Origin of the sequence: Enterococcus sp. AZ129, from assembly GCF_051714505.1 — a bacterium.
Lineage (GTDB): Bacteria > Bacillota > Bacilli > Lactobacillales > Enterococcaceae > Enterococcus > Enterococcus faecalis.
This window is the reverse complement of the sequence record NZ_JBIORY010000001.1, coordinates 2,378,733-2,400,445: the sequence shown is the minus strand read 5'-3', so window position 1 is coordinate 2,400,445 and position 21,713 is coordinate 2,378,733. Positions and strand designations below refer to the sequence as shown.

Below are 21,713 nucleotides of genomic sequence, written 5' to 3'. Positions count from 1 at the left end.
GCAGAAAAGGGGCAGAATTATTCTTGCTCCTTTTCTTTTTTATTGAGTTTAGAAAGTAAATCAGCCTCTACTTTTTTTGTTACATGAGTATATATTTTTAATGTGGTCATTGGATTTACTTGTCCTACACGTTGCATAATGGCTTTTTGATTCACACCTAATTCAGCTAACTGAGAAATATGCGTGTGTCGAAATATGTGTGTGCTTAAATGTTTGTTCATTTTATTTTCTTTTTTTAATTTTTCCGACACTTTTCGAAGGGCATAATTTATATTACCAGGCGATATTGGATTTCCATTTGCGCTTGCTAATAAAAAGCCCATATCATTATAATATGGATGAATGGCTTTATTTAATTTATTTTGTTCAATCCAATGGTTAAGTATTTTTTTGCTATCATTTGTTAATGAAACGGTCCTGTTAGAATGTACATTTTTAGGGCTTGTAGTCTTACCATCTTTTAAACTAGCATAATTGTAGAATAAGGTTTTATTTATATTAATATTTTCACCATCATAGTCCTCAATTTTTAATGCTGCTAATTCACCATATCTTAAACCAGTCTTAGATAAAAATTCCATTGCTTCTGCGTATCGATTTGATTCAGGCGTTTTCTTTAACTGTCTTAATTCTGATAAAACTAATTTTAATTCGTCAGCTTCGAGATATTTATCTGAAATTTTCTCAATTTGTTCAATGGTTGATTTTTTCTTTTTTATTTTGACATCTTTAACTATGTTATATTCAATTATTCCTATTTGTTTTGCGTACTCAAACATATTACTAAAAAGAGCACGAAGAGAATCTGTGTAAGAATAAGAATAATTTTCTTTGTAATAAAAATCATTTAAAAACTTTTGTATGAAACTTGCTGTAATATTTTTAATAAGAATATCAGTATCTATTCTTTTAGATATAGTTTTAAATAAACTGATGGCCGTTAAATATGTTTGCTCTTTTACCCGTTGCTTATAGATTGGTATCCATTCTTCGTAAAGCATAGAGAGTGATAAATTTGTCTGATTATATTGATTAAGTTTTTTATTAATTTTATCTTGTAATTCAAGAAACGCCTGTTTCTTTGCTTGATTTGACTTTGAGTTAAGCGTAATGGATACACGCCTGTATTTTTCTGTATAGGGATCTTTATAACGTTCAAAGTATTTGAATTTTCCATTAGGTAGTTTTTCAATCCACAAGAAAAAAACTCCTTTCTTTTCGAATGTATGTTCTTTTTAGCGGGATTTAATAATAGCTATTAAAGCTATCAAAATCTGCCGTTTCTTCTAAATATTCCCAATCTACATAGCGCTCAGCCCAGCTAGGAATACCGCAACTTCTCAATAAACATTCTTTAGTTGGGTATTCTGCTAGGTTTACACCATATAATAGAATTTCTATCATGAAGCAATTAGCTTCATACTCATCACCTTGAGCTATAAAACGCATGTTATTACGTGTTAGCTGGTCAGCGTTATTAGTATGACCACAACAGTGATGCCCCAACTCATGAATACAAACTATATATTCTTCCTCTTCTGAATTTCTTGTGTTTAAAAGCAACATCGGTGCACGATTCAATACCGAACGGAAACCCAGAATATTCTTTCCTAAATCCATGTAATAAATAGGTACTCCTAAATAGTCACAAAGTTCATAAGGATTTTTTGTATTATATTTTTCTATTAATTTGTGGGCTAATTTTCTAATATGCTGTCTTTTCATGAAAGAAACACCTCTTTAGGCTAGATCATCATGATTTTCTTTTCGATAATCTTTACGTGTAAATTTCTTTTTTGCGATAAGCTTGGATTGACGTACAACGAACTCTAAAGCTTCAGCTAGTAGTTCAGCATCTTCTTCGTCGATTTCTTCACCATCATTTTTAAAATATGCTAAGGTATGTTTGTTAGTTAATCCATCTTTCATTTCGGATAACATTTTTTGAACATCCCGTTCATTCTTAGCTGAGAATTGTGGTGTGTCTGTACGACCTAATAGGTAATCTGTTGTTACACCAAAGTAGTCAGCAACCTTTTGTAGGGTTTCTGCTTTTGGACTTTGATTTTTCCACTTGTAAATAGTGTTTTTTCCGAATCCTACGTTGTTTTCCAGTTCCGATATAGAAATTCCTCTTTTTTTACATAATTCTTTAACTCTATCAAAAAGCATAATATCACCCTTCTAAGAGCTTACACAAACAAAAATAAGAAAATTGGATAAAAACCATTGACAAAATTATCCAACTGGCTTATTATGGATTTGTAAGCTAGTTAATTAGCTAAAAAGACAAAAGAATAGCATGATAATAAATCTAAACGTTTGCCGACGAATAAAGATTTTATGAGGCTTATCTATAGTCTTATTTAACTATGTCTATATTTTATCTTTTTGGATAGAAAAAGTCAACGTTTTTAGCTAATAAATTAACTAGCTTTAAATCAAACGTAAGGAGGATGTCAAATGTATGTGACAGATTTTGCTGAATTAGCTGAAGTTATGATGAAGCGTAAACAACTTAAGTTAAAAGATATTGCCGAGCATATTGGAACATCATCAGTTTATGCAAAGCAAATAATTGAAGGGTACCAACGTGGAGAAAAAGCAGATTCTTATAAGTTGAAAATTGCTGATTTTTTAGATATTGATCGAAAATATACAAATGTAAAACAAATAATTTAGGAGGTGTAATAAATGTCACAAATAACATTAGCTAAAACAATCTCGTTGACACAAGCCTGGATGGCAAAAGACGAAGCAATTGTGTTTTTTGGTTTTCAAAATCATAAACCAACCTTTCAAGTTTTATTAAAGAAATTTAAAGAGCATAAAGATTATAAAGATGGTTATCGCTTAGTAACTCCCAATGTTCCGATAATAAATATTCAAAAATTTGATGAATTTTTGCTATGGCATGAAAAAAATAAATATAGAAGAAATAAAAATCAACCAACGTAGGAGGTGAGAGGGATGGAAATTGAAGAAAATAAAATAACCATTCTCATGAAAAATGGCGTGTGGGAATGGTCATTACATGGTTTTGGTTTTAAGAAAGGAGACAGAACATGAAGATAACAATCAAAGTAACTGAGCAAGAAATAAGAAATATCCTCTCAACTATCGCAAGTAGTCAAGAGGATAAAAACAGCAAAAACATCACTGAACTGTTATTAAATGGACAAAAGATTATTTAAAGTCTTCTGTCATAGCTTCTAAAGAAGCTTCATATAATTTTTTGTACTCAAGATAAACATCAAAAACGATGTCTTCACCATTTTGTATTCGTTGATCAATTATTGATTTTGCAAAAGGTAATGACGCAATGGCCAAATCATGAGCACGTTGTTCGTTAGTTAAAGACATATTATTCACCTCGCTTTCAAGTAAATTTTATCAAGAGGTGAAAAACAAGACAACCAGTTTAGGAGGTGTAGTCATGTTTTCGCAACCCGAAGTACCAGTACAAGTTAACGTACAAGTGGATAATCAATATCTTGATAAACATCTAAAAGAATATGTTGAACAATATTGTAAAACTTTTTTACAGCCTGAATGGTACACAATGTCAGATATGGAAAAAATCACTCGACATAAACGGGCGTGGATTATGCAAAACATTGTTGATGATCCATATGTAAAAAAGAATAAGCTAGCTAAAAAAGAAAGTGATAGCGTAAATGCGCAATGGCTGTTTGATGCTGACCGCATTAGACCGTTTTTAAAACGGCTATATATCGAATTGCCTGATTATTAAATTTTTTAAGGAGGAAAGAAGATGGAGAATCTAGTAATTATGAAAAACCAACAAGCAGTAACAACTAGTTTACAAGTTGCTGAAGTATTTGAAAAACAACATAAGCATGTTATTGAAGCAATAGAGGCTAAAATTCAATCGGCCGAAAATTCGGCTTATTACCAAAGTATGTTTGTTGAGGGAGAATATAAAGATTCTCGAGGTAGAAAACAAAGATTGTACTACATGAATCGAGATGGCTTTTCTTTCATTGCATTTGGATTCACTGGGAAAAAAGCAGATTCATTCAAACTGAAATACATTGAAGCATTCAATCGAATGGAAAAAGAAATTCAACAGCCTAAATTACCAACCTCAAAGCGAGAATTAGCTTTACTAGCTTTATCAGCAAACGAAGAAACAAACGAACGTGTAGATGTAATCGAAAAAGAAGTAGCTGACTTAAAAAACAATCAAAAAATAGATGCGGGTGATTATAGCTATTTATCACGACGAGTTCATCAGAGAGTTGCAGAAGTGGCGAAAGGATTTGGAAAAATCACAAAAGAACAGCGTAGCAAGCTATACAAAGATATTAATTCAGGCATTAAGCAAATTACTGGTGTAGGGTCTCGCTCCCAATTAAGAGAAAAACATTATGAAACCGTAATTGAATATATCAACGATTGGGAACCGTCCACAGCAACAAAAACAGTTGTAAGACAAATGAGTTTAGGTTTATACAACTGAATAAGAAGCGAGGCTAACTAATAATGAATTTTCCATTTATATTAATTATTTCATGTTTCATTACATTGGTATGCATCATGTTGATGCTGGAGATAGAACCAGAGAATTATTGGTACAAGTATTATGCTTTTTCTATTCTAATTGTTTTCTGTCTTTGGAGCTGGTCCCATTTTTATGGATTTTAAAAATGGAACAATGATTTTATGAAGATCATCTCTGGTTTTTTGCAAGTTATGCTCAACAATTAATGTTTCATATAATTGTTCGAATATCGGAATCATTTCAAATGGAATGATAGGTAATAAAGAAAAATGAGCTTCTTCGAAAGCAGCTTGATTGATGGCTGTATCACTTCCAATAAATTGTCCAACAGCTTTGAGATAATTATCCATTTTTTCACGAACATATAAAAATTCTTTGGTTTGATTCTGTTGATGATATTCTAATTCTTTCATTTTTCGTTGATGTGAGTTGTTTAAATGAGTAGTTAGTAAGGGGGTAATTAATGCACAAAGAGCAATGATTGCTGTAATTGTAAATGATAGATCTAGTTTCAAAATAAGCACCACCGTTTTTAAACAATTATACACTAGAAAGGGATAATCAAAAATACCCAAAAATTCTACTTTATCAAAACGGTATTTCCGCATATTGAAAAGTTTTTACTTTTTTAATAGGAAACCCTAGAAGAGTTGTTTAAAGGGGAAACACAAAGAAGAGATTTATCAATTTCGACGAAAAAATTGCAACAAAAGCATAGGAGGTTAACCATGAAAGCAATCCGAGAAGCACGATTGATAGGAGCATTTTTAGTGATGATTGCACTAGGTGCGTTCTTGAAAAGTCAATTTTCAGTGGTAGTAGTGACCATATTCATTGTACCAATCTTTATACGTTGGTTTTTTGATTGGGACGAGGCCAAGTATCAATACTCTAAAAAAGGAGGCGATAAAAAATGTATGTAGCTGTGGGTGAAGCTAGTAGAGAAACATACGTGACTGGAGAAACACAAGCGGAAGTCTTTAGAAAATTGCTTGAAGAATATCCATATGTTTCATTTGATGAAGGTGTTTATCCAGAGAGATTAAGTATAGTACAAAAAGAGCCCCAATCGTTTGCAGACGATTAAGGCGCATAACAAAAAATATACAAATAAATAATAGCATAATTTACGGAGGAAAACTAGATGATTGAAGTAAGAGGTTTAGGCAACGACATTTACGAATTAATGCTAGCAAACGCACAGAATAACATTGTCCAATCTGTTCGGACATCTGCATCTTATGGCAATACAAGTTGTGTGGTAAGCAGTAAAGGAGCTACAAAACCATTTTTAGATCAACTACAAATGCAAGGTGTCGATTATATCGAATTGGAAGATGAAAAAATAAAACTATTTTGGGAGGGATTGTAATGCCTGAATTTGATTCGTTAGGGGCAAGACAAGAGCCACCCGAAGAAAAAGAAGTATTAGAGCCAACGTGGGAATACGATGAGGAGGAAGATAGTTATGCAAACACTTTATGAACTTAGTAATGATTATTTAAAAGTATTATCACTCGCTGAAGAGCTTGATGATGGTACTTTGAAAGATACGTTAGATAGTATTAACGATTCTATCGATTTAAAGGTTGAAAATACGGCAAAAGTAATTAAAGAACTTGAGAGCACATCGTCAATTGTGGATACGGAAATTAAACGATTACAAGCACGAAAAAAGGCGCTTTCAACTAGTGTCGATAACCTTAAAGGATATTTGCAACAGGAAATGGAAAAAGTTGGTAAAACAAAAATTAAAGGGGAATTATTTAATGTAAGTATTCGGAATAACCAAGCTTCGGTAAAAATTACTGATGAAAAATTAATTCCGTCAGGCTTTTTAATTCCGCAACCTCCTAAAGTAGATAAAAAGGCGTTGAAAGAAGAATTGAAACACGGAGAAGTTGAGGGTGCAGAATTAGTTCGAACAAAATCAATTCAAATCCGATAGAAGGTGAAATATATGAAGTTTTATCCGAATGGAACTGTACCAAAACAAGCGAATATGTATTTCATATATGGTGATGGAGGTACAGGAAAAACCTCATTAGCTAAACAGTTTGAAGGAAATAAATTACTTTTTAGTTTTGATTTATCAACAAACGTTTTAATCGGGGAAAAGGATATATCTGTTGTTCAGTTAGAAAGCGGAGATGCACCTAATATTCAATCATTGATTGATCATTGGGTATTAAAAGCATTGAGCAAACCTGAATATGAAGTAATTATTTTAGACAATATTACTGCGTTACAAAATTTAGTGCTAGAAAATATTGACGGAGCTTCAAGAGATGGACGTCAAAATTATCAAAAATTACAACTATGGTTTAGGCAACTGGGAACTAAATTAAGAGAAAGTAATAAAACAATCTATGCAACTGCACATCAAGTTGACAATGGAGCTAGTGGATTAGATGGTAAAGGGCGGTTTAGTCCAGATATGAACGAAAAAACCTTTAATGCTTTTACCTCTATGTTTGATTTAGTAGGTCGTATCTATCTTGATGATGATAAACGTTTGATTGATTTAAATCCAGAAAATGGAAATCATGCAAAAAATCGAATAGATGACCGAAAACTTATTGAAGCAAGTAATTTAACAAATACTAATAAGGAAGAAGGAATTTAATATGCCACTATTTGTAGTAGATTCACAAAATGTTTTAGGGAAATCAGTAAAAGAAGCAGGAAGCTATAATGTAAAAATTCTTCCTGACTCTGAATGTAAAAAGACCAAAGGGACAAACAATGATATGGCTGTATTCAATTATGAGGTTTTAGATGGAGCGTATAAAGGTGGGAAAATTCTTTATGACAATGTTGTATGGGATCGCAATGATATTGAATTTTCTACTAAACGATTTAATACAATTCTAGCAGCGATTGGTGTGCCAGATGGAACAGCAATTGATAGTATTCAACAATTAGTAAATGCTGCAAAGAATAAGACGTTAAATATTACAGTTGATTGGAAGCACAGTGATTACAATGATCGATGGAATTTATCTGTAAAAGCTTATAACAAGTTTGATACAGAAGGAAGTAAACCTAATGGTGTAGAACGTCCCAACGGTAATGGAGCAAATAAAGAAGCATTCACTCAATCAAATAGTACAAGTGATCCATTTGTAAACAATTCTACAATTGATATTTCAGATGATGATCTTCCCTTTTAAGCAACAAACAACATTATTTGATTCATTGAATCCACCATTAAACAAATAAAGAGGGGATTTTCCCCTCTTATAAGGAAGTGATAAAGTGGCAAGGCCATATAAACAAGGCGTTGACTACTATTCATTAGATGTTGATTTTTTGAAAGATATTAAGTATCGAAAAATTCGAAAATCGTGTGGACCACAAACTTGCGAGATACTACTTTGCTTGCTGAGTTATATCTATGGAGACATGGGATATTTCTTGCGGTGGGATGAAGATTCGGCGTTCTTAGTTGCTGACGATGTTGGGGCGAAAGAGGGTCTAGTAGAAGAAGTTGTAAACAAAGCGGTACAAGTAGGATTTTTTGATCATGATAAATATCAAAAATATAAAATCTTAACATCAAACGGTATTCAAAAAAGATATAAATTGATGACATCTAAGCGGAAAGAAGTAGTCTTACAAGAAGAGTATTTGATTATTGACGGCAATAATTCTCTTTCAACTGTAGTTAATGACGTCAATAACTCACCTTCAACTGTAGTTAATGGTGTCAATAATACACAAAGAGAAAAAGAAAGAGAAAGTAAAGTAAATAAAAGTAAAGTAAACAAAAAAGAAACAGAAAGTTGCATCAATCCGTCGTCACCTGAAACGTCGGTTGAAAAAGCATTCTTTGAAGAGCCGTTAGGTGAAGAAAAGCTAACGGAGTTAATCCGCTATTATTCACAGAATGTAAGTCCTGCTACTCCTGTTAATATCACTGATTTACAATATGATCTTGCTGATTTTGACGGAGACCTCGAATTATTGAAAGAGGCTGTTAATATCTGTGCTAGAAATAACGAACGAAGATATAGCTATTTTGCTGGTATTTTGAAAAATTGGCGAGCAAATGGTGTAAAAACATATGCTGATTATCTAAATAACGAGAGAGAACGAGCAGATAAAAAAACACAAAATAAGCAATATCAAAATAAACCTGTTCGGCAAGAAAAGGTGCCTGAGTGGATGAATCAAGCGAACGGTGAAGAAGAAAAGCTATCACCAGAAGAACAAGCTGAACTTGATAGACAAATAAAAGATTTTTTGGAGGGAAAATGATGGATGAATTAGTTAAATTAGTGGAAGAATGGGCGAAAGAAAAGCGTTTAGATAAAGCAGATCCTGAAAAGCAAATGCTAAAAGTGATTGAGGAAGTCGGAGAAGTTGGCGCTGCATTAGCAAGAAACAACGAAAACGACCTAAGAGATGGTATTGGGGATGTGGTTGTGACGTTAATTATTCTCGCTATGCAAAATAACATGGACTTACACGAATGCTTAAATCAAGCATATAGCGAAATCAAAAATCGCCAAGGGAAAATGGTAAACGGAGTATTCGTCAAAGAAGCCGATTTGTAAGGTTCGAGGTGGAAGAGATGCGAATTATTCTACCGATTGAACCTAAGCCACAAAGTCGCCCAAGGTTCGCAAGACGTGGAAATTATGTTCAAACGTACGAAGATCGAGCGATGAAAGAATATAAAAATCAAGTAAAGAATTATCTGCGTAAATCAAGAGCGAAGTTGATTGAAAAAGGGCCAATTTCCGCTCATGTGACGTTTTATATCCATCCGCCTAAATCAGCTCTAAGCAATAAACAGAAACGCTTAGAAGTGGAATTAGAGCGGAAATATTGCGACAAAAAGCCTGATTTGGACAACTATTTCAAAGCAGTGACAGATGCTGCCGAAGGTATTTTATATAAAAACGATGGACAAATTGCTGTGATGGTTTGCCAAAAGTTGTACAGCATGCGACCACGAACAGAAATTGAAATTATGAGTTTGGAGGAACAAAAGTAGTGGGTAAAAAAGGAAAACGGATCAAAAAGCAAAATCGAAAACGAAAAAAAGCTGCTATTGCAAATGGGACATACAGCAAGCGAGGTAAAAGTGATGGTATGTATAAAATGCAAGGGACAGATGATTATCTGGGAAAAAGATAGATTCGGTCATTCAAAAGCAACTTCTTGTCCGTTATGCAACAAAAGCGAGCAAAGTGTTGCGAAAAAGTTAGCTGAGATTAGGAGTGTTAGCGATGGAAATGGTAAAAATTAGAATTTTTATAAATGGAGCGTTTATGTTGACTACGTATGATACTGAAATAAACAAAAAAGGACTTGATAAATTGATTAATTTACTTAATGATGTCACATACAAAAATAAGCTTGTAAGAATTGGCGATGTTATTTTGAAGCCCCAAACGGTTGAAAGAATAATTGTACTTTAAATAAACAAAAGAAAGGAGTGGAGGTTTGGTCGACCACAAAGAATTCTTTACTCCTTTGAAAATATGGAATTTAACAAAATATATAACGAAGATTGCTTAGAAGGGATGAAACGAATACCAGATAAGAGCATAGACATGATTTTGTGTGATTTACCGTATGGGACTACGAAAAATAAGTGGGATAGTATTATTCCGTTTGAGAAATTGTGGGAACAATATGAGCGAATCATTAAGGACAATGGCGCAATTGTCTTAACAGGATCACAACCATTTACGACAGACATAATCATGAGCAACAGAAAATTATTCAGATACGAATTAATTTGGAACAAAAAACATTCTACTAATTTTTTCTTAGCTAATAAGATGCCTTTGAAGGTGCATGAGAACATTCTTGTTTTTTACAAAAAGCTTCCAACCTACAACAAACAGATGATTCCAAGAATAAGCAAACGAATAGCAGAACATCAAGCAAACGGTTATGTTTTACCAGAATCCACTAATTCGGATAATTACGGAATTATACGAGGTGTAGTAGATTCGAGACATTACGATAAAGATTGGAAAAATCCGATTAGTATTTTAGATATTAATCAAGTGAAAAGTAATGCCCATGAGCGTACAGGACACCCTACCCAAAAACCTGTTGCATTGTTTGAATACTTAATCAAAACATACACAAATGAAAATGAAGTTGTATTAGATAACTGCATCGGTTCAGGCACTACAGCAGTTGCTGCAATTAACACTAATCGTCAGTTTATTGGTTTTGAAAAAGAAAAGGAATATTTTGATATTGCTATTGAGCGAATTAAGAAAGTGAGTGAAGAAAATGAATAAAAATCTTCACTTTTCAAGTGAAAAAGATGACTGGGAAACGCCTCAGAAATTATTTGATGAATTAAACGAAAAATATCAATTCGATATTGATGTAGCAGCAAGCGTTAGAAATGCTAAATTGCCTAAGTATTTTACCAAAGAAGATAACGCATTGATTCAAGAATGGTACGGGAATGTTTTTTGTAATCCGCCTTATGGAAGAGAATTACGAAAATGGTTAGAGAAAGGCTATCAAGAACACCTAAGAGTACCAGAAAGAACGATTGTGTTTCTGATACCAGCTAGAACTGATACTAGTTATTGGCACGATTTTATATTTGGTAAGGCATATATTCAGTTTTTACGAGGACGATTGAAGTTCGAAATGAATGGAGCGAGTGGCAATCCAGCGCCGTTTCCGTCTGCGATAGTAGTTTATGGGAAGAAAGCGAGTGAAGAAAATGAATCGAATGGTTGAAGTTGGACAGGTTTATAAATTAGTCGATGCAAATCCACCTGCATTTGGAAAAGTTAAAAAAATCATAGAACAACAAGTTTGGGAGGAAGATTATTTTGATATCGAGATGATAAATTTAGCATTGGGCGATTGGTATCAATGGGTAGGAGAAGAAGTATATTGCTTACATGGAGCTGGTTTTGAAGTAACTCGTTTAATTAAAGCGACTAGCGAAGAAATAACCATCTATGAACAGAAAGTAGCTGAGTATAAGGAAAGGAATGTAAAAAATGGGTTTCAAGTTTAGCGATTATTATAATGCTGAAAATATTTGTCTGTCAGAAGAAAGAATTAGAGAGTTACTTGTGGATTATTTAGAAGAAGGAGAGCAAGCTAAGAATGAGTGAAATTCATATAAAACCATGTCCATTTTGCGGTTCAGAAAACATTAGTTTCAATTCGTTTAGTATTTCATCAGATGCCTATGTATTGTGTGAACAGTGTAATGCAAGCATTGAAATATCTGTTCCATGGGACGGCATGGATGAAAAAGAGCATGATGAAGTTTGTTTGGAAAAATTATCAGTTCTTTGGAATAAAAGAGCTTCTGAAAGAACTCAATCAGAACTCAATCCTGATCAACAAACTGTCCTTGATTGGCTGAAAGCAAATGTTGAACAAGATAACGTAAGTTCAATGTGCGCTGTATTTCTTCTTGGAGAATGGCAGACGCGGATAGGTTCAAAAGAGCTTAGGAGCGTAGATATATCTTATTGTCGTTTGAATCCAAAGCAACAAGCTCAAGTATTACAAGTGTTTGGTGAATGGTGCAGCGAACGGGAGGAAGCGAAAGATGCTAACTGAGGAATTAGAAAGAGATATTGAAGATTTCATAAACGACTGTTTTGGTTGTGGAATAACAATTTATCAAGCACTTCAATTAGCAGATGCGTACAGTTATTTCTCTTTGCATTATGCGATGCAAGAAGATGATGATATTACGCAAATAGTGTTTCAAAGGTATTTTGAGCGTTTAGAAAAAGAACGTACGTTGGAGTTTTACGAATTGACGTAGAAACAGCAAAAGAACAGGAGGAAAAAGTACAATGAGATATTCAAGAGTAAAAAGATTGTATGAAGTTTTTGGACCTGAAAATATGAATTTTAAAGAATTTTGTTGGTATTTGTATAGAGAGGGAATTATTACGTTTAATGAATGTGTCAAATTTAACAAGATGGAGGGAGAAAATGAGTAAAGCGTTGAAATGGTTAGAAACTGAATCAGAAAGACTTGAAAAAGAATGTGCTACAAATGACGACCAGTTCAAGACAGTAAACCATAGCTTTATACAAGGCTTTAATTATGCACTAGCTAATGTTGAAGTGATTGAGCTTGAGGAATCAGAACTCAACGAAAAACAAGAATATCTATTAAGAGAATTAATCTGTCAGTTTGATACACTTGGTTCGCCACCGAGACCGTTTCAAGCGGTGTATTGGTTAATGAACAATGGCGCTTGGAATGGTTCATCAGATTTACACAAAGCAATTACTAGTTTAGATAACAAGCAACAAGCGCAAGTATTACGAGCTTTTGCTGATTGGATTGAACAGGAGGAAAAATAAATGGCTTATGAAAAATTACGTTTAGTAACAGCATTATTAAGTGGAGATATTTATCTTGGTAAAGCCAAAGACGGCTTGATGGATGTAAATTATCGTCGAGTAATTACAGATGAGGCTATTCAAGCAGTGGCAGATTGGTTTTTTTTAAATAAAAAAAAGACAGTCCAATTTGAAGGTGTTGATGGCAAAGAGCATAGCTTGTTTTATACATCTGATAAAGAAAAAGCGAAAAAAATTCTAGCTATTTTAAAGGAGGAAGCGGAATGAGCTACGAAATAACATATGACGAGAACGTCAGCAATAATGTGCAACAAAAAAATATTGTTGTCAATAGTAGGTATTTATACAAAGTTTATCTTGAAAAAGAAGCCTATCGTAAAAATGGAGAGAAAGGTATCGATTACACATTAGATATTAAATGTGATGAAACTGGCATCAATGTTCAAGCGGTGTTACCACACGGGGTCCTTTATGAATTAAACAAAATGATAGGCGACAGTCTGAATTTTTAGGAGGAACAGCGATGAATAAACGCCAAAAAAATAAGCAGTTAAAAAAGTGGCTAATTAAAAACGGATATTCAGACAAAAAAGGAAAACTTCATTGTTTGGAATGTGGGAACATATTAAGTTTTAAGGACGAATATCAAAAAAGATACTTAGTATGTAATGAATTGTGCTATATGCACAGTGTGGGATTTAGCTGGCGTGATTTTATATGAAAGAAGAGAGAAACAGCAATGAATAAACGTTTTTAATTAATTGCAACTTTTTTACAATAACTAGCTGATTTTTGCAACTAACAAAAAAAGCCAACCGACCACTGGTTGACTAAGAAGAATATTTTACCAGAAAAGTGGTAGCTTGTGATATGCGAGGTTACTTTACCCCAAACATTGGTCACAATAAAAATATTTTATCATAAATAGAAAAACTCAACTAGTTTTTTCTAGTCGAGTTTTCTAGATGACACCACTCAAGATGAATTGAGTTGTTCATATTATATCATGATGAAATATGAAATTTCAATAAGAGTAAATAAAAAAAGCCGGATTGCTCCGACTGTGAGTAATGTTTTCGACATAGTTATTATACCACAAAAGGAGCGATTCCACTTGATTCAATTGCTAAAAGAAGTAGATTTTCGACAAACAAAAGCGAATGCCAGAAATGTGTTGAAGAATTTTAGACGTTTAGAGCGAATAGCTGGTCGCTCTTTAATAGATTTAAAATCACCAATTATTACAGATATGCCTAAAAGCCAAAGTCACGGAAACAAAGCAGAAGATGCACTGGTACAATTAGCAGATGCAGAAGCAGAAAGAGACGCAATTTTATCTGCGCTTATGGCATTGAGCCTAACTAGCAGACAAATTTTGCATTATAGTTTCTGTGTACAGGACCATTACTCTAATTACAAGATAGCTAGGGAAGTTGGATATTCCGAAAGAAGTATTCAACGAATGAAATCAGAGGCTTTAATTGAATTTGCCGAAGCGTATAGGAATGGAAAAATAATTGCATACAAAAGCAAGTGTTGACGTTTTTTTCAAAAAAAAGCAAACTATGAACATAGTATATATAAGGTTTATAGAGATAGTCGCTATTTTTTGGCAGTTTTTTGGCGGAAAGTTGGCGGTTTTTAACAATATTTAGATGTTATTATGGTAGTGTCGAAAGATAAGGAAACGAGGTAAGGCATGCATTACCTTTCTTAGCTCCGTTTCACTTATCTTTTGAGGCTACCTATAAAAAATAAAGAATAAGGATGTGGAAAGTCCAGTTCTTTCTGTCTCGTTTAGTCATAGGTAGCAAATATTGCAATAAACTTGGCATGAAGCTTACACGTAGACGTACGCTGAAAGCACTTGTCAAGATAGCGCTATGTTAGTTGCAATGATCACTCACAAATCAGATGTTCTCAAACTAAAAGAAATGGGGTGTAATTCCTCTCTCTTTTTTCTACAGGTTTGTGAGTGATTTATCGCTGTGGCGGAAGTAGAGAGACGCAAAGGTGAAGATAGAAAGCGTAAGGCGCACTATTGGGACCTTGTACAAAACTAGAGAGGGTTAGTGCATGAGTGGTGCAATCCCACTCCAGCGATATGAGAGTTTGCGGTAATCTCGATTGCCTGTAACAAAAACCGTATAGAGATTGAGCAGTTAGCACGTGGCAATCAGCCACTATGTCATTCTAGGGCTACTGCCGAATGAACGATCTCAAAAAATGGCATAATGTAATTGATACTTTCGGTTGGCGTGTAGCTTAAAGGTAGAGCGTTGGGTGTTCTGTTCAAAATATGCAGGTTCGATTCCTGTCACGCCAATAGGTAGCTTTGCTACTTAAATAAAAGAATCGTCAATAGATGTTTCTGCTACATTCACGTGAGCCACTAGCTTGCAAGTGCCTCTTTTTTTATCTGGTAGAAGAATGAAAAATTATGTATAATAACGTTTGTAGAAAAGTGAAAAGATGGTGGCTAATCTCTTGAATAAAGGGGTGATGCCTATGGTTCATAGCTTTATCCCTAGAAGGGAGTAAGTATGTCTGTATACGAAGCATTATCGCTAATGCTTGCATTCGCAACGTTAGTTTTGCTTATTATAGACCATACGAACACAAAAAAATAACCATCTAACACTTTAGCAGAGAGTAGATGGTTAAACCATTGAAATTAAGCTGCCGTCTTTTTAACGGTTCTACATTTGGGCGTGTTAGCAGCACGTCCTTTTTCTATATACATTATATCATGAAACAAAATAAATTCAATCGAGACTACTCAACGTAAATGAGTGGTCTTTTTTTGTACATAAAAAAGACCACTAGACTATGGGTTCTAGTGGCTAGGTAGCGTTCGTGCACAATTTGTTAGCTATGAGTGTGAACATCTACATCTATTCTAAAGGAGTTGCTACCTATAGATAGTATATCAAGAAATAATTTATTGAATCAAGTACATAAAAACGACTAGGAGAGAAAAATATGAAAAGCTATTGGTATGTATCGCTAACACATAAATATCCACAGCCGAACCGCTCAACTGATTCAATGCGCGTTGTTATGTCTGTGCAGATAAAAAAGAATGCATCTATTGTTGAAATGACGAGAGAAGCCACGCCGAAGGAAATTGATGCGTGCAAGCTTGTTTATTGTGGGCATGGCAGTTGGAAAGATAAGCATATACGAGAGAATATAGAGAAGTATATTTAATTTATAATGTAGGATGTAATTAATTTAATATTGAAATATATTTTAAAGTAAGATATTCTTTTTCTAAAAAAGGAGTATGACAATGAATATTCTTAATCTAATTTTGCTTTTGCCACAAATGTTTTTATTATGTAGTCTTTTGTTTATTTTTTGTTGGCCAATTTATTTTGTGATAATAGTGACTTATTATTATGTACGTTTGTTTAGGAATTTTATCAGAAAAATAGCTACCAAAGAGTGGACATCTCCAAAAATAAAGTTGGAAAGATATTATAGTTTATTTCGAACACCGTTAATTTTTTATTTTAGTTTACCAATGACAGGTGCAATTTTGGAAGAAATTATAACTACGTATTTTTTTAAACATAATTATGGGGGAGGTTCAAGTTTACGAATGTTTGTGGAGTGTGTAATTGTGTTAGCTATATTTTGGGGAAGTGTCTATTTGGTTTTTTCTTTTGAAAATAAGAAAAAAGAAATTAAAAAGACGACTAAAGCACATAAAAAATTTATAAAAGCTACTATGTTTCCATTGGGATTACTTAGCATTCTAGTACCAGTAACTTCAGTAATTAATATGTTTATTGATGCTGAAGTTAAGAAAGAATTTTTATCGGAACTTAGCAAGGCTGATTTTAACCCATTATATGTAGCATTTTGTATATTATTTATTATTATTCTATTACTGGAGGGAATTAGCTTAGTTTTTATTGAATTGATAGAACATTTTTACGACAATGAAAAGGAGTATGGATACTATATAAAAACTGTGTTCAATTGTCTGAAAAGACTAATAACAAAACAAAACTCAACTTAAAAAGAATGCGAGGTGGTGTGTATTGAATGGCAAGGAAACGTGATCCAAGACGTGACAAAGCTAAAAAGATTTGGCTAGAATCCAACGGAGAGAAGCAATTAAAGGAAATTGCTTCTGAGTTAAATGTTTCAGATTCTCAAATTAGAAAATGGAAATCGATTGATAAATGGAGTGCTGAATTGAAAGGTAATGTTACCAATGCAAAAGGTAACGTTACTAATCGGGGAGGCGCTCCTTTTGGTAATCAGAACGCAGTAGGCAACAAAGGTAATAGCCGAGCCTCGCCACCACTTGGTAATAAGAATGCTATTAAAACTGGCGAATACGAAACAATATTTTATGATACATTGAGTGAAGAAGAGAGGGAGATTTATTCTAGCATGAATGATGATCCTTCTCTTGTTTTATTAGAAGAAATTCGTTTATTGAAATTGCGACAATTTCGAATGATGAAAAGAATACAAAAAGCTGAAGCTGGTTTAAACGACGAAGAAGTCGACCGTTTGCAACAACTGAGGAAAATTAAAACACCGATTGAAAAAGACGGTAGAAAGCTAGAAATAAAACGTGAAGTTATGCAAGATGTTCAAGTAACAAGGAAAACTTACAGAAAAATAGATAACATTTTATCGTTAGAAGAGGCATTAACTAGAATCAGTAATAATTTAACGAAAACCATTAAGATATTTAATGAGTTAGAATTACAAGCTGAACGAACTAAGATAGCAGGTATTCAAGCTAGAAAATTATCAGCTGAAACGACAATTATTGAACATGAAGTGGATAAATTAACATCTAGTGGTAAAGTAAATGATTTGCTTCGTTCCTTGTTAGATGTCAAGTTAGGGGGAGATGGTAGTGGCTCAGCTACAATTCAGTCATAAGCAGATTGAAAACATCAATCAACCTATAAAAGGCATCACGTTTGAATTAAACGAAGGTACGCCACGTAGTGGAAAGACTACTTCTGATATTTTTAAAATGGCTGATTTCTATTTGCAGTCACCTGACCAAAACCATCTTGTTACTGCATATAATCAAGAACAGGCTTATCGCATGTTTATGGATGGGGACGGTTTAGGTTTGGTCCATATTTTTGCTGGTTGTTCAGATATACGGCATGATGAACATGGAGACCATCTTTTGCTTTACGCTCCAAATGGAGAAAAGAAAATTTACTATAAAGGTGGCGGGAAGATAAACTCTGTGGGTGCTATTACTGGTATGTCTTTAGGTTCTGTGACATTTCTTGAGTTTAATTTATTGCATAAAGATTTTATCAATGAATGTTTTAGACGGACGTTTGCTGCAGAATGGCGCTATCACTTAGGTGAACAGAATCCGCCAGCACCGAATCATCCTAATTTAGAATTGTTAGAACGTTTTGAGAAATCAGGACGTTTTTTATTTCGGCATTGGACACCAAACGATAATCCAATCTTAAATGAAGAAAGAAAAAAACAATTATATGACGAGTTATCCAGTAGCGAATACTTATTAGAGCGTGACTGGTACGGTCATAGAGTTTTGCCACAAGGTGTTATTTATTCAATGTTTGGGAAGCACAATAAAGCAACTGAAATAAAAGGGAACATAATTGAAACATTCTTTACTGCTGATGGTGGGCAAGCTGATGCAACTACCTGTGCATTTTGGGTTGTCACTTTCTATGAGGGTAAATTTTATCTATATCGTTTAGCGAATTATTATCACAGTGGAACGGATACAGGCGTAACGAAAGCTATGTCTATTTACGCAAGGGAAATAAAAAAGTTTATTGAATGGTGCTATACAAAATGGCGTTCTTTACCTCATTGGAATTGGTTTTTTGTCGATCCAGCCTGCAAAACATTAAGAACAGAATTAGAGTTGATTGGTATTGATACAGATAAAGCTGATAACAATAGTTCTGACAAAGTTTCTAGTAATGGTCTTAAAATTGAAGTGGGTATCGAACGATTGCAAAATACCATGACAAGCGGTCAATTTATTATTTTAGAAACAGGCGATAAATACGATCATTATAATTTTGAAAAAGAATTATCTATGTACGTGAGAAACGACAATGGACTGCCGATAGACAAATACAATCATGCTTTAGATGAAGCTAGGTATGGCAATAACTATTTTTACAAAAATTATATTGCTTAGAATAGAGGTGAGAAGATGTTTAATAAATTAAAAGCTTTATTCAAGATAGGAGGTGCAAAAATAGGAATGGTAGAAACGTTGGACAATATAACAGATCACCCTAAAATTGCTATGAATTCAGTTGAATTAGAGCGCATAAAAAGCAATAAACGTATTTACAAGAATATTTATAAAGATGTTCATTATATCGATAGTGATGGATATGAACAAAAACGACCATTTCATTCATTAAATGTATCTAAAGTGGTTGCCAGAAAATTATCTAAATTAGTGTTCAATGATGGTTGTAATATCAGTTTAGATGATGTAGAAGCTAACAAATTTCTCCAATCTGTGTTTGCCGAAAACAAATTTAGAAAAAATTTTGGCGAAGAGCTAGAAGCTGGATATGCAATTGGCGGGTTAGCTTTAAGACCTTATGTAGATGCCAATACAAGAAAGATAAAGATTGCTTTTTGTCGAGCAGATACTTTTTTTCCGCTTCAATCAAACACAAATGATATTTCAGAAGCTGTTATTGTCAATCTAACACAACAAGCAGAAGGACAAAAAATTATTTATTATACTTTGTTAGAGTTTCACGAATGGGAAAACGGAAAGTATGTTATCAGAAATGAGCTATATCGCTCTGAATATCAGGAACAAGTAGGCGTTAGAATTCCGTTAGACTATTTGGATAAATACAAAAATTTACAAGAAGAAGTCGTTTTGGAAGGCTTTAGCAGACCTTTATTTGTTTATATTAAATTGGCAGGAAAAAATAATATTAATTTAGATAGTCCTTTAAGTTTAGGAATTATCGATAATGCTAAACGTCAACTCAAAGATATTAATGAAAAATACGATGAATTCATGTGGGAAATTGAAGAAGCAAAACGAAGAATCTTAGCATCAGATCACTTTTTCAGAGTCAAATATGATAAGAATGGTATTCCTATTAAGCGATTTGATAGTAAAACGTCTGTTTTTCAACAACTCAAATCAGATGAACCTTTTATCGATGAGTTTGCTCCTTCTTTACGTTCGTCAGAATTTATAGAAAGTATTAATTTTATCTTGCGAATTATAGAATTACAAACAGGTTTTTCTAGTGGTACGTTTAGTTTTGATGGTCAATCTGTCAAAACAGCAACAGAGATTATTAGTGAGAACTCTGAAACATTTTCTACACGTTCAGACAATGTCCTTATCGTTGAAGAAGCGTTGAAAGAGCTGATTATCACAATTTTTGAATTGGCGACAGCTTATGATCTGATTTCCCCAGTAGAAAATTTAGGAATAAATATTGATTTTGATGATGGTATTTTTCAATCACAAGATGCAAAAGCGGACTACTATTCAAAGTTAGTGACTGCTGGTTTAACCTCAAAATTAAATGCTATCCAAAAATTGACTGGAGTTACTGAAAAAGAAGCTAGGAAAATAATCAATGAAATTAGAGCAGAAACGCTTGAAGTAGATTATCAAGAGTTTGAACAAGAGAAGATGAGTAAAGAGCTAGGAGATGAGGAATAATGATTACTCCTCATCAATTAGATTTGTGGTCTTCTAACATGGCACACCTTTATCAATCATTAGAAGGAGAATTAATACGGATTCTCATTAAGCGATTAAATAATGGGCATGACGACATATTAGAATGGCAAAGAGAAAAACTACAAGAATTACACTTGTTTAACAAGGAAACCGTCAAAGTGATTTCTCAAGTAACAGGAATTGCTGAATCTGAAATTGAACGAATGTTTGAAAATACAGGAGAAAAAATTATAAAAGATGTCGATAAAGAATTACCTTATAAATCAAAACCTTTGCCAACCAACTTGTCTAATGTTATGAAAGCTTACCATGATCAAGTGTGGTCAGATATTGATAATTATGTTAACCAAACGTTGTTATCTACGAATTTCGGTTATGGAACGGCAACAACTCAAATGTATAATGACATCATTAATAAGACAGTTGCTGCATTTAATAGTGGCTTATTTACTTTTGAAGAAGCTTTAGCAAGAACGATTCAACAATGGGCGCAAAAAGGGATTAAGTCTGCTTTTATCGATAAAGGGGGACATACATGGAGTTTAGAACGTTATATTAGAACGGTTTTAAAGTCTACCTTATCAAATACCTACGACACGTTGAGAAAAGACCGCATGAGTGAGTATGATGTTCATACAGTTGTTGTGACGAGCCACATGGGTTCAAGACAGGCGTGCTCAAAAATACAAGGAAATGTTGTTGATTTGAGAGAAATGTCTGAATTGCCTCCTAATTGCAAATATCGAAGTATTTATGATCCTTATTGGAATGCTGAATACGGTACTCCAGGCGGTCACAGAGGCGTTAATTGCCAACATTTGCATATTCCGTATATTCCTGGCGTCAACACGAACAATCAGCCTAAAATCGATGCCAAAGAAAATGAAAAAGTAGCTCAATTGACAAATCGTCAACGACAATTAGAACGTCAAATTGTGAAATTCAAAAAGAATCACATGGTTTCTGATGCATTAGGTCAAACTGAAAATGCTAAATATTGGCAACAAAAGGTAAGAGCAAACCAAGCAAGATTACGAGAATTAGTTGATTCAAATGAGTATCTTGCAAGAAATTATGCTCGTGAAAAGGTTTATACACCCATTAACACATTATTGAAGGATTTTCGTTATGACGATTTTTAAA

At 33.6% G+C, this 21,713-nt stretch carries 38 protein-coding genes and 1 tRNA gene; 34 read left to right on the top strand and 5 right to left on the bottom strand.

Annotated elements, in window-relative coordinates; all coding sequences use genetic code 11:
• Positions 1 to 17 precede the first annotated feature (17 nt).
• Genes IGJ90_RS11810 through IGJ90_RS11800 form a run of 3 tightly spaced genes read right to left on the bottom strand, consistent with a single transcriptional unit; the run spans position 18 to position 2,172 of the window.
• A complete protein-coding gene (locus IGJ90_RS11810) occupies positions 18 to 1,199 on the bottom strand; it encodes a tyrosine-type recombinase/integrase (RefSeq protein ID WP_016632497.1) in 1,182 nt (393 codons plus the stop codon).
• 46 nt (positions 1,200 to 1,245) lie between these two features.
• Positions 1,246 to 1,725, bottom strand: coding sequence for an ImmA/IrrE family metallo-endopeptidase (locus IGJ90_RS11805; RefSeq protein WP_016632498.1), 480 nt, complete (start codon positions 1,723 to 1,725; stop codon positions 1,246 to 1,248).
• 15 nt (positions 1,726 to 1,740) lie between these two features.
• The gene (locus IGJ90_RS11800) at positions 1,741 to 2,172 is read right to left on the bottom strand and encodes a helix-turn-helix domain-containing protein (protein ID WP_411859991.1); all 432 of its coding nucleotides are present in this window, start codon (positions 2,170 to 2,172) and stop codon (positions 1,741 to 1,743) included.
• Positions 2,173 to 2,463: 291 nt separating this feature from the next.
• Here IGJ90_RS11800 and IGJ90_RS11795 point away from each other — a divergent pair, with 291 nt between their 5' ends.
• From IGJ90_RS11795 to IGJ90_RS11785, 3 genes are all read left to right on the top strand, one after another.
• The gene (locus tag IGJ90_RS11795) at positions 2,464 to 2,682 is read left to right on the top strand and encodes a hypothetical protein (RefSeq protein ID WP_016632500.1); all 219 of its coding nucleotides are present in this window, start codon (positions 2,464 to 2,466) and stop codon (positions 2,680 to 2,682) included.
• A 12-nt stretch (positions 2,683 to 2,694) separates the two neighbouring features.
• Positions 2,695 to 2,958 carry a hypothetical protein gene (locus tag IGJ90_RS11790; protein WP_438768189.1) on the top strand — a complete coding sequence of 88 codons (264 nt, stop codon included), beginning with the start codon at positions 2,695 to 2,697 and terminating at the stop codon, positions 2,956 to 2,958.
• 107 nt (positions 2,959 to 3,065) lie between these two features.
• Positions 3,066 to 3,194 (top strand): hypothetical protein, encoded by a 129-nt coding sequence (locus IGJ90_RS11785; protein ID WP_258078502.1) that lies wholly within the window; start codon positions 3,066 to 3,068, stop codon positions 3,192 to 3,194.
• Here IGJ90_RS11785 and IGJ90_RS11780 read toward each other — a convergent pair.
• Positions 3,187 to 3,363 carry a hypothetical protein gene (locus IGJ90_RS11780; RefSeq protein WP_181035821.1) on the bottom strand — a complete coding sequence of 59 codons (177 nt, stop codon included), beginning with the start codon at positions 3,361 to 3,363 and terminating at the stop codon, positions 3,187 to 3,189. The two genes, IGJ90_RS11785 and IGJ90_RS11780, sit on opposite strands and share 8 nt — an antisense overlap.
• Before the next feature lie 73 nt (positions 3,364 to 3,436).
• Between IGJ90_RS11780 and IGJ90_RS11775 the strand changes: the two genes are divergently transcribed.
• Together IGJ90_RS11775 and IGJ90_RS11770 are read left to right on the top strand one after the other, a co-directional pair.
• The gene (locus tag IGJ90_RS11775; RefSeq protein WP_438768186.1) at positions 3,437 to 3,754 is read left to right on the top strand and encodes a DUF771 domain-containing protein; all 318 of its coding nucleotides are present in this window, start codon (positions 3,437 to 3,439) and stop codon (positions 3,752 to 3,754) included.
• A 21-nt stretch (positions 3,755 to 3,775) separates the two neighbouring features.
• On the top strand, positions 3,776 to 4,483 hold the full coding sequence (locus tag IGJ90_RS11770; RefSeq protein ID WP_438768184.1) for a Rha family transcriptional regulator: 708 nt from the start codon (positions 3,776 to 3,778) through the stop codon (positions 4,481 to 4,483).
• A gap of 137 nt (positions 4,484 to 4,620) precedes the next feature.
• Here the strand turns inward: IGJ90_RS11770 and IGJ90_RS11765 are convergent, their stop codons facing one another.
• The gene (locus tag IGJ90_RS11765; RefSeq protein ID WP_129275139.1) at positions 4,621 to 5,133 is read right to left on the bottom strand and encodes a hypothetical protein; all 513 of its coding nucleotides are present in this window, start codon (positions 5,131 to 5,133) and stop codon (positions 4,621 to 4,623) included.
• A gap of 120 nt (positions 5,134 to 5,253) precedes the next feature.
• Here IGJ90_RS11765 and IGJ90_RS11760 point away from each other — a divergent pair, with 120 nt between their 5' ends.
• The 29 genes from IGJ90_RS11760 to IGJ90_RS11620 all read left to right on the top strand — a co-directional run bounded on the left by IGJ90_RS11760 (position 5,254) and on the right by IGJ90_RS11620 (position 21,712).
• Complete coding sequence (locus tag IGJ90_RS11760) at positions 5,254 to 5,448, top strand: hypothetical protein (protein WP_016632625.1); 195 nt, start codon at positions 5,254 to 5,256, stop codon at positions 5,446 to 5,448.
• Positions 5,439 to 5,612 (top strand): hypothetical protein, encoded by a 174-nt coding sequence (locus tag IGJ90_RS11755; protein WP_010711582.1) that lies wholly within the window; start codon positions 5,439 to 5,441, stop codon positions 5,610 to 5,612. Before IGJ90_RS11760 ends, IGJ90_RS11755 begins: the two co-directional genes overlap by 10 nt.
• A 57-nt stretch (positions 5,613 to 5,669) precedes the next feature.
• On the top strand, positions 5,670 to 5,897 hold the full coding sequence (locus IGJ90_RS11750; protein WP_002405008.1) for a hypothetical protein: 228 nt from the start codon (positions 5,670 to 5,672) through the stop codon (positions 5,895 to 5,897).
• 96 nt (positions 5,898 to 5,993) lie between these two features.
• Positions 5,994 to 6,473 (top strand): siphovirus Gp157 family protein, encoded by a 480-nt coding sequence (locus tag IGJ90_RS11745; RefSeq protein ID WP_438768182.1) that lies wholly within the window; start codon positions 5,994 to 5,996, stop codon positions 6,471 to 6,473.
• A gap of 12 nt (positions 6,474 to 6,485) precedes the next feature.
• On the top strand, positions 6,486 to 7,151 hold the full coding sequence (locus IGJ90_RS11740; RefSeq protein ID WP_129240361.1) for an AAA family ATPase: 666 nt from the start codon (positions 6,486 to 6,488) through the stop codon (positions 7,149 to 7,151).
• A 1-nt stretch (position 7,152) separates the two neighbouring features.
• Positions 7,153 to 7,698: a DUF669 domain-containing protein gene (locus IGJ90_RS11735; RefSeq protein WP_438768180.1), complete on the top strand. Its 546-nt coding sequence runs from the start codon at positions 7,153 to 7,155 to the stop codon at positions 7,696 to 7,698.
• A gap of 85 nt (positions 7,699 to 7,783) precedes the next feature.
• Positions 7,784 to 8,785 carry a Lin1244/Lin1753 domain-containing protein gene (locus tag IGJ90_RS11730; RefSeq protein WP_438768178.1) on the top strand — a complete coding sequence of 334 codons (1,002 nt, stop codon included), beginning with the start codon at positions 7,784 to 7,786 and terminating at the stop codon, positions 8,783 to 8,785.
• Positions 8,785 to 9,084, top strand: a complete 300-nt coding sequence (locus IGJ90_RS11725; protein ID WP_228180271.1) for a MazG-like family protein — start codon at positions 8,785 to 8,787, stop codon at positions 9,082 to 9,084. The genes IGJ90_RS11730 and IGJ90_RS11725 overlap by 1 nt, the downstream gene beginning before the upstream one ends.
• Positions 9,085 to 9,092: 8 nt before the next feature.
• Positions 9,093 to 9,527, top strand: coding sequence for a RusA family crossover junction endodeoxyribonuclease (locus IGJ90_RS11720; protein WP_002368216.1), 435 nt, complete (start codon positions 9,093 to 9,095; stop codon positions 9,525 to 9,527).
• Positions 9,527 to 9,670, top strand: coding sequence for a hypothetical protein (locus IGJ90_RS11715; protein WP_438768176.1), 144 nt, complete (start codon positions 9,527 to 9,529; stop codon positions 9,668 to 9,670). Before IGJ90_RS11720 ends, IGJ90_RS11715 begins: the two co-directional genes overlap by 1 nt.
• A gap of 92 nt (positions 9,671 to 9,762) precedes the next feature.
• Complete coding sequence (locus IGJ90_RS11710) at positions 9,763 to 9,954, top strand: hypothetical protein (RefSeq protein ID WP_438768174.1); 192 nt, start codon at positions 9,763 to 9,765, stop codon at positions 9,952 to 9,954.
• Between the two features lie 63 nt (positions 9,955 to 10,017).
• The gene (locus tag IGJ90_RS11705) at positions 10,018 to 10,794 is read left to right on the top strand and encodes a site-specific DNA-methyltransferase (protein ID WP_174114336.1); all 777 of its coding nucleotides are present in this window, start codon (positions 10,018 to 10,020) and stop codon (positions 10,792 to 10,794) included.
• A complete protein-coding gene (locus IGJ90_RS11700; RefSeq protein WP_192411241.1) occupies positions 10,787 to 11,251 on the top strand; it encodes a DNA N-6-adenine-methyltransferase in 465 nt (154 codons plus the stop codon). Before IGJ90_RS11705 ends, IGJ90_RS11700 begins: the two co-directional genes overlap by 8 nt.
• The gene (locus IGJ90_RS11695; RefSeq protein ID WP_438768171.1) at positions 11,244 to 11,537 is read left to right on the top strand and encodes a hypothetical protein; all 294 of its coding nucleotides are present in this window, start codon (positions 11,244 to 11,246) and stop codon (positions 11,535 to 11,537) included. Before IGJ90_RS11700 ends, IGJ90_RS11695 begins: the two co-directional genes overlap by 8 nt.
• 92 nt (positions 11,538 to 11,629) lie before the next feature.
• Positions 11,630 to 12,094 (top strand): Lar family restriction alleviation protein, encoded by a 465-nt coding sequence (locus tag IGJ90_RS11690; protein WP_438768169.1) that lies wholly within the window; start codon positions 11,630 to 11,632, stop codon positions 12,092 to 12,094.
• The gene (locus IGJ90_RS11685; protein WP_174126777.1) at positions 12,084 to 12,305 is read left to right on the top strand and encodes a hypothetical protein; all 222 of its coding nucleotides are present in this window, start codon (positions 12,084 to 12,086) and stop codon (positions 12,303 to 12,305) included. The genes IGJ90_RS11690 and IGJ90_RS11685 overlap by 11 nt, the downstream gene beginning before the upstream one ends.
• A 173-nt stretch (positions 12,306 to 12,478) precedes the next feature.
• Positions 12,479 to 12,856 (top strand): hypothetical protein, encoded by a 378-nt coding sequence (locus IGJ90_RS11680; RefSeq protein WP_438768167.1) that lies wholly within the window; start codon positions 12,479 to 12,481, stop codon positions 12,854 to 12,856.
• Positions 12,857 to 13,123, top strand: coding sequence for a DUF7446 family protein (locus IGJ90_RS11675; RefSeq protein WP_289865437.1), 267 nt, complete (start codon positions 12,857 to 12,859; stop codon positions 13,121 to 13,123). It begins immediately after the preceding gene.
• Positions 13,120 to 13,368 (top strand): hypothetical protein, encoded by a 249-nt coding sequence (locus IGJ90_RS11670; RefSeq protein ID WP_438768165.1) that lies wholly within the window; start codon positions 13,120 to 13,122, stop codon positions 13,366 to 13,368. The genes IGJ90_RS11675 and IGJ90_RS11670 overlap by 4 nt, the downstream gene beginning before the upstream one ends.
• Before the next feature lie 11 nt (positions 13,369 to 13,379).
• On the top strand, positions 13,380 to 13,577 hold the full coding sequence (locus IGJ90_RS11665; RefSeq protein WP_016632871.1) for a hypothetical protein: 198 nt from the start codon (positions 13,380 to 13,382) through the stop codon (positions 13,575 to 13,577).
• A 393-nt stretch (positions 13,578 to 13,970) separates the two neighbouring features.
• Positions 13,971 to 14,396, top strand: a complete 426-nt coding sequence (locus IGJ90_RS11660) for an ArpU family phage packaging/lysis transcriptional regulator (protein WP_172760774.1) — start codon at positions 13,971 to 13,973, stop codon at positions 14,394 to 14,396.
• 714 nt (positions 14,397 to 15,110) lie between these two features.
• Positions 15,111 to 15,182, top strand: a tRNA-Glu gene (locus IGJ90_RS11655).
• A gap of 217 nt (positions 15,183 to 15,399) precedes the next feature.
• Complete coding sequence (locus IGJ90_RS11650; protein WP_219842374.1) at positions 15,400 to 15,486, top strand: putative holin-like toxin; 87 nt, start codon at positions 15,400 to 15,402, stop codon at positions 15,484 to 15,486.
• A gap of 352 nt (positions 15,487 to 15,838) precedes the next feature.
• Complete coding sequence (locus tag IGJ90_RS11645; RefSeq protein WP_438768162.1) at positions 15,839 to 16,066, top strand: hypothetical protein; 228 nt, start codon at positions 15,839 to 15,841, stop codon at positions 16,064 to 16,066.
• Between the two features lie 82 nt (positions 16,067 to 16,148).
• Positions 16,149 to 16,883 (top strand): hypothetical protein, encoded by a 735-nt coding sequence (locus IGJ90_RS11640; protein WP_202579544.1) that lies wholly within the window; start codon positions 16,149 to 16,151, stop codon positions 16,881 to 16,883.
• A 26-nt stretch (positions 16,884 to 16,909) separates the two neighbouring features.
• Positions 16,910 to 17,767, top strand: a complete 858-nt coding sequence (gene terS, locus IGJ90_RS11635) for a phage terminase small subunit (protein WP_438768160.1) — start codon at positions 16,910 to 16,912, stop codon at positions 17,765 to 17,767.
• Positions 17,736 to 19,034, top strand: coding sequence for a PBSX family phage terminase large subunit (locus tag IGJ90_RS11630; protein ID WP_438768158.1), 1,299 nt, complete (start codon positions 17,736 to 17,738; stop codon positions 19,032 to 19,034). The genes terS and IGJ90_RS11630 overlap by 32 nt, the downstream gene beginning before the upstream one ends.
• A 15-nt stretch (positions 19,035 to 19,049) precedes the next feature.
• Positions 19,050 to 20,549: a phage portal protein gene (locus IGJ90_RS11625; RefSeq protein ID WP_263307603.1), complete on the top strand. Its 1,500-nt coding sequence runs from the start codon at positions 19,050 to 19,052 to the stop codon at positions 20,547 to 20,549.
• Complete coding sequence (locus tag IGJ90_RS11620; RefSeq protein ID WP_172759939.1) at positions 20,549 to 21,712, top strand: phage minor capsid protein; 1,164 nt, start codon at positions 20,549 to 20,551, stop codon at positions 21,710 to 21,712. The genes IGJ90_RS11625 and IGJ90_RS11620 overlap by 1 nt, the downstream gene beginning before the upstream one ends.
• Position 21,713 lies beyond the last annotated feature (1 nt).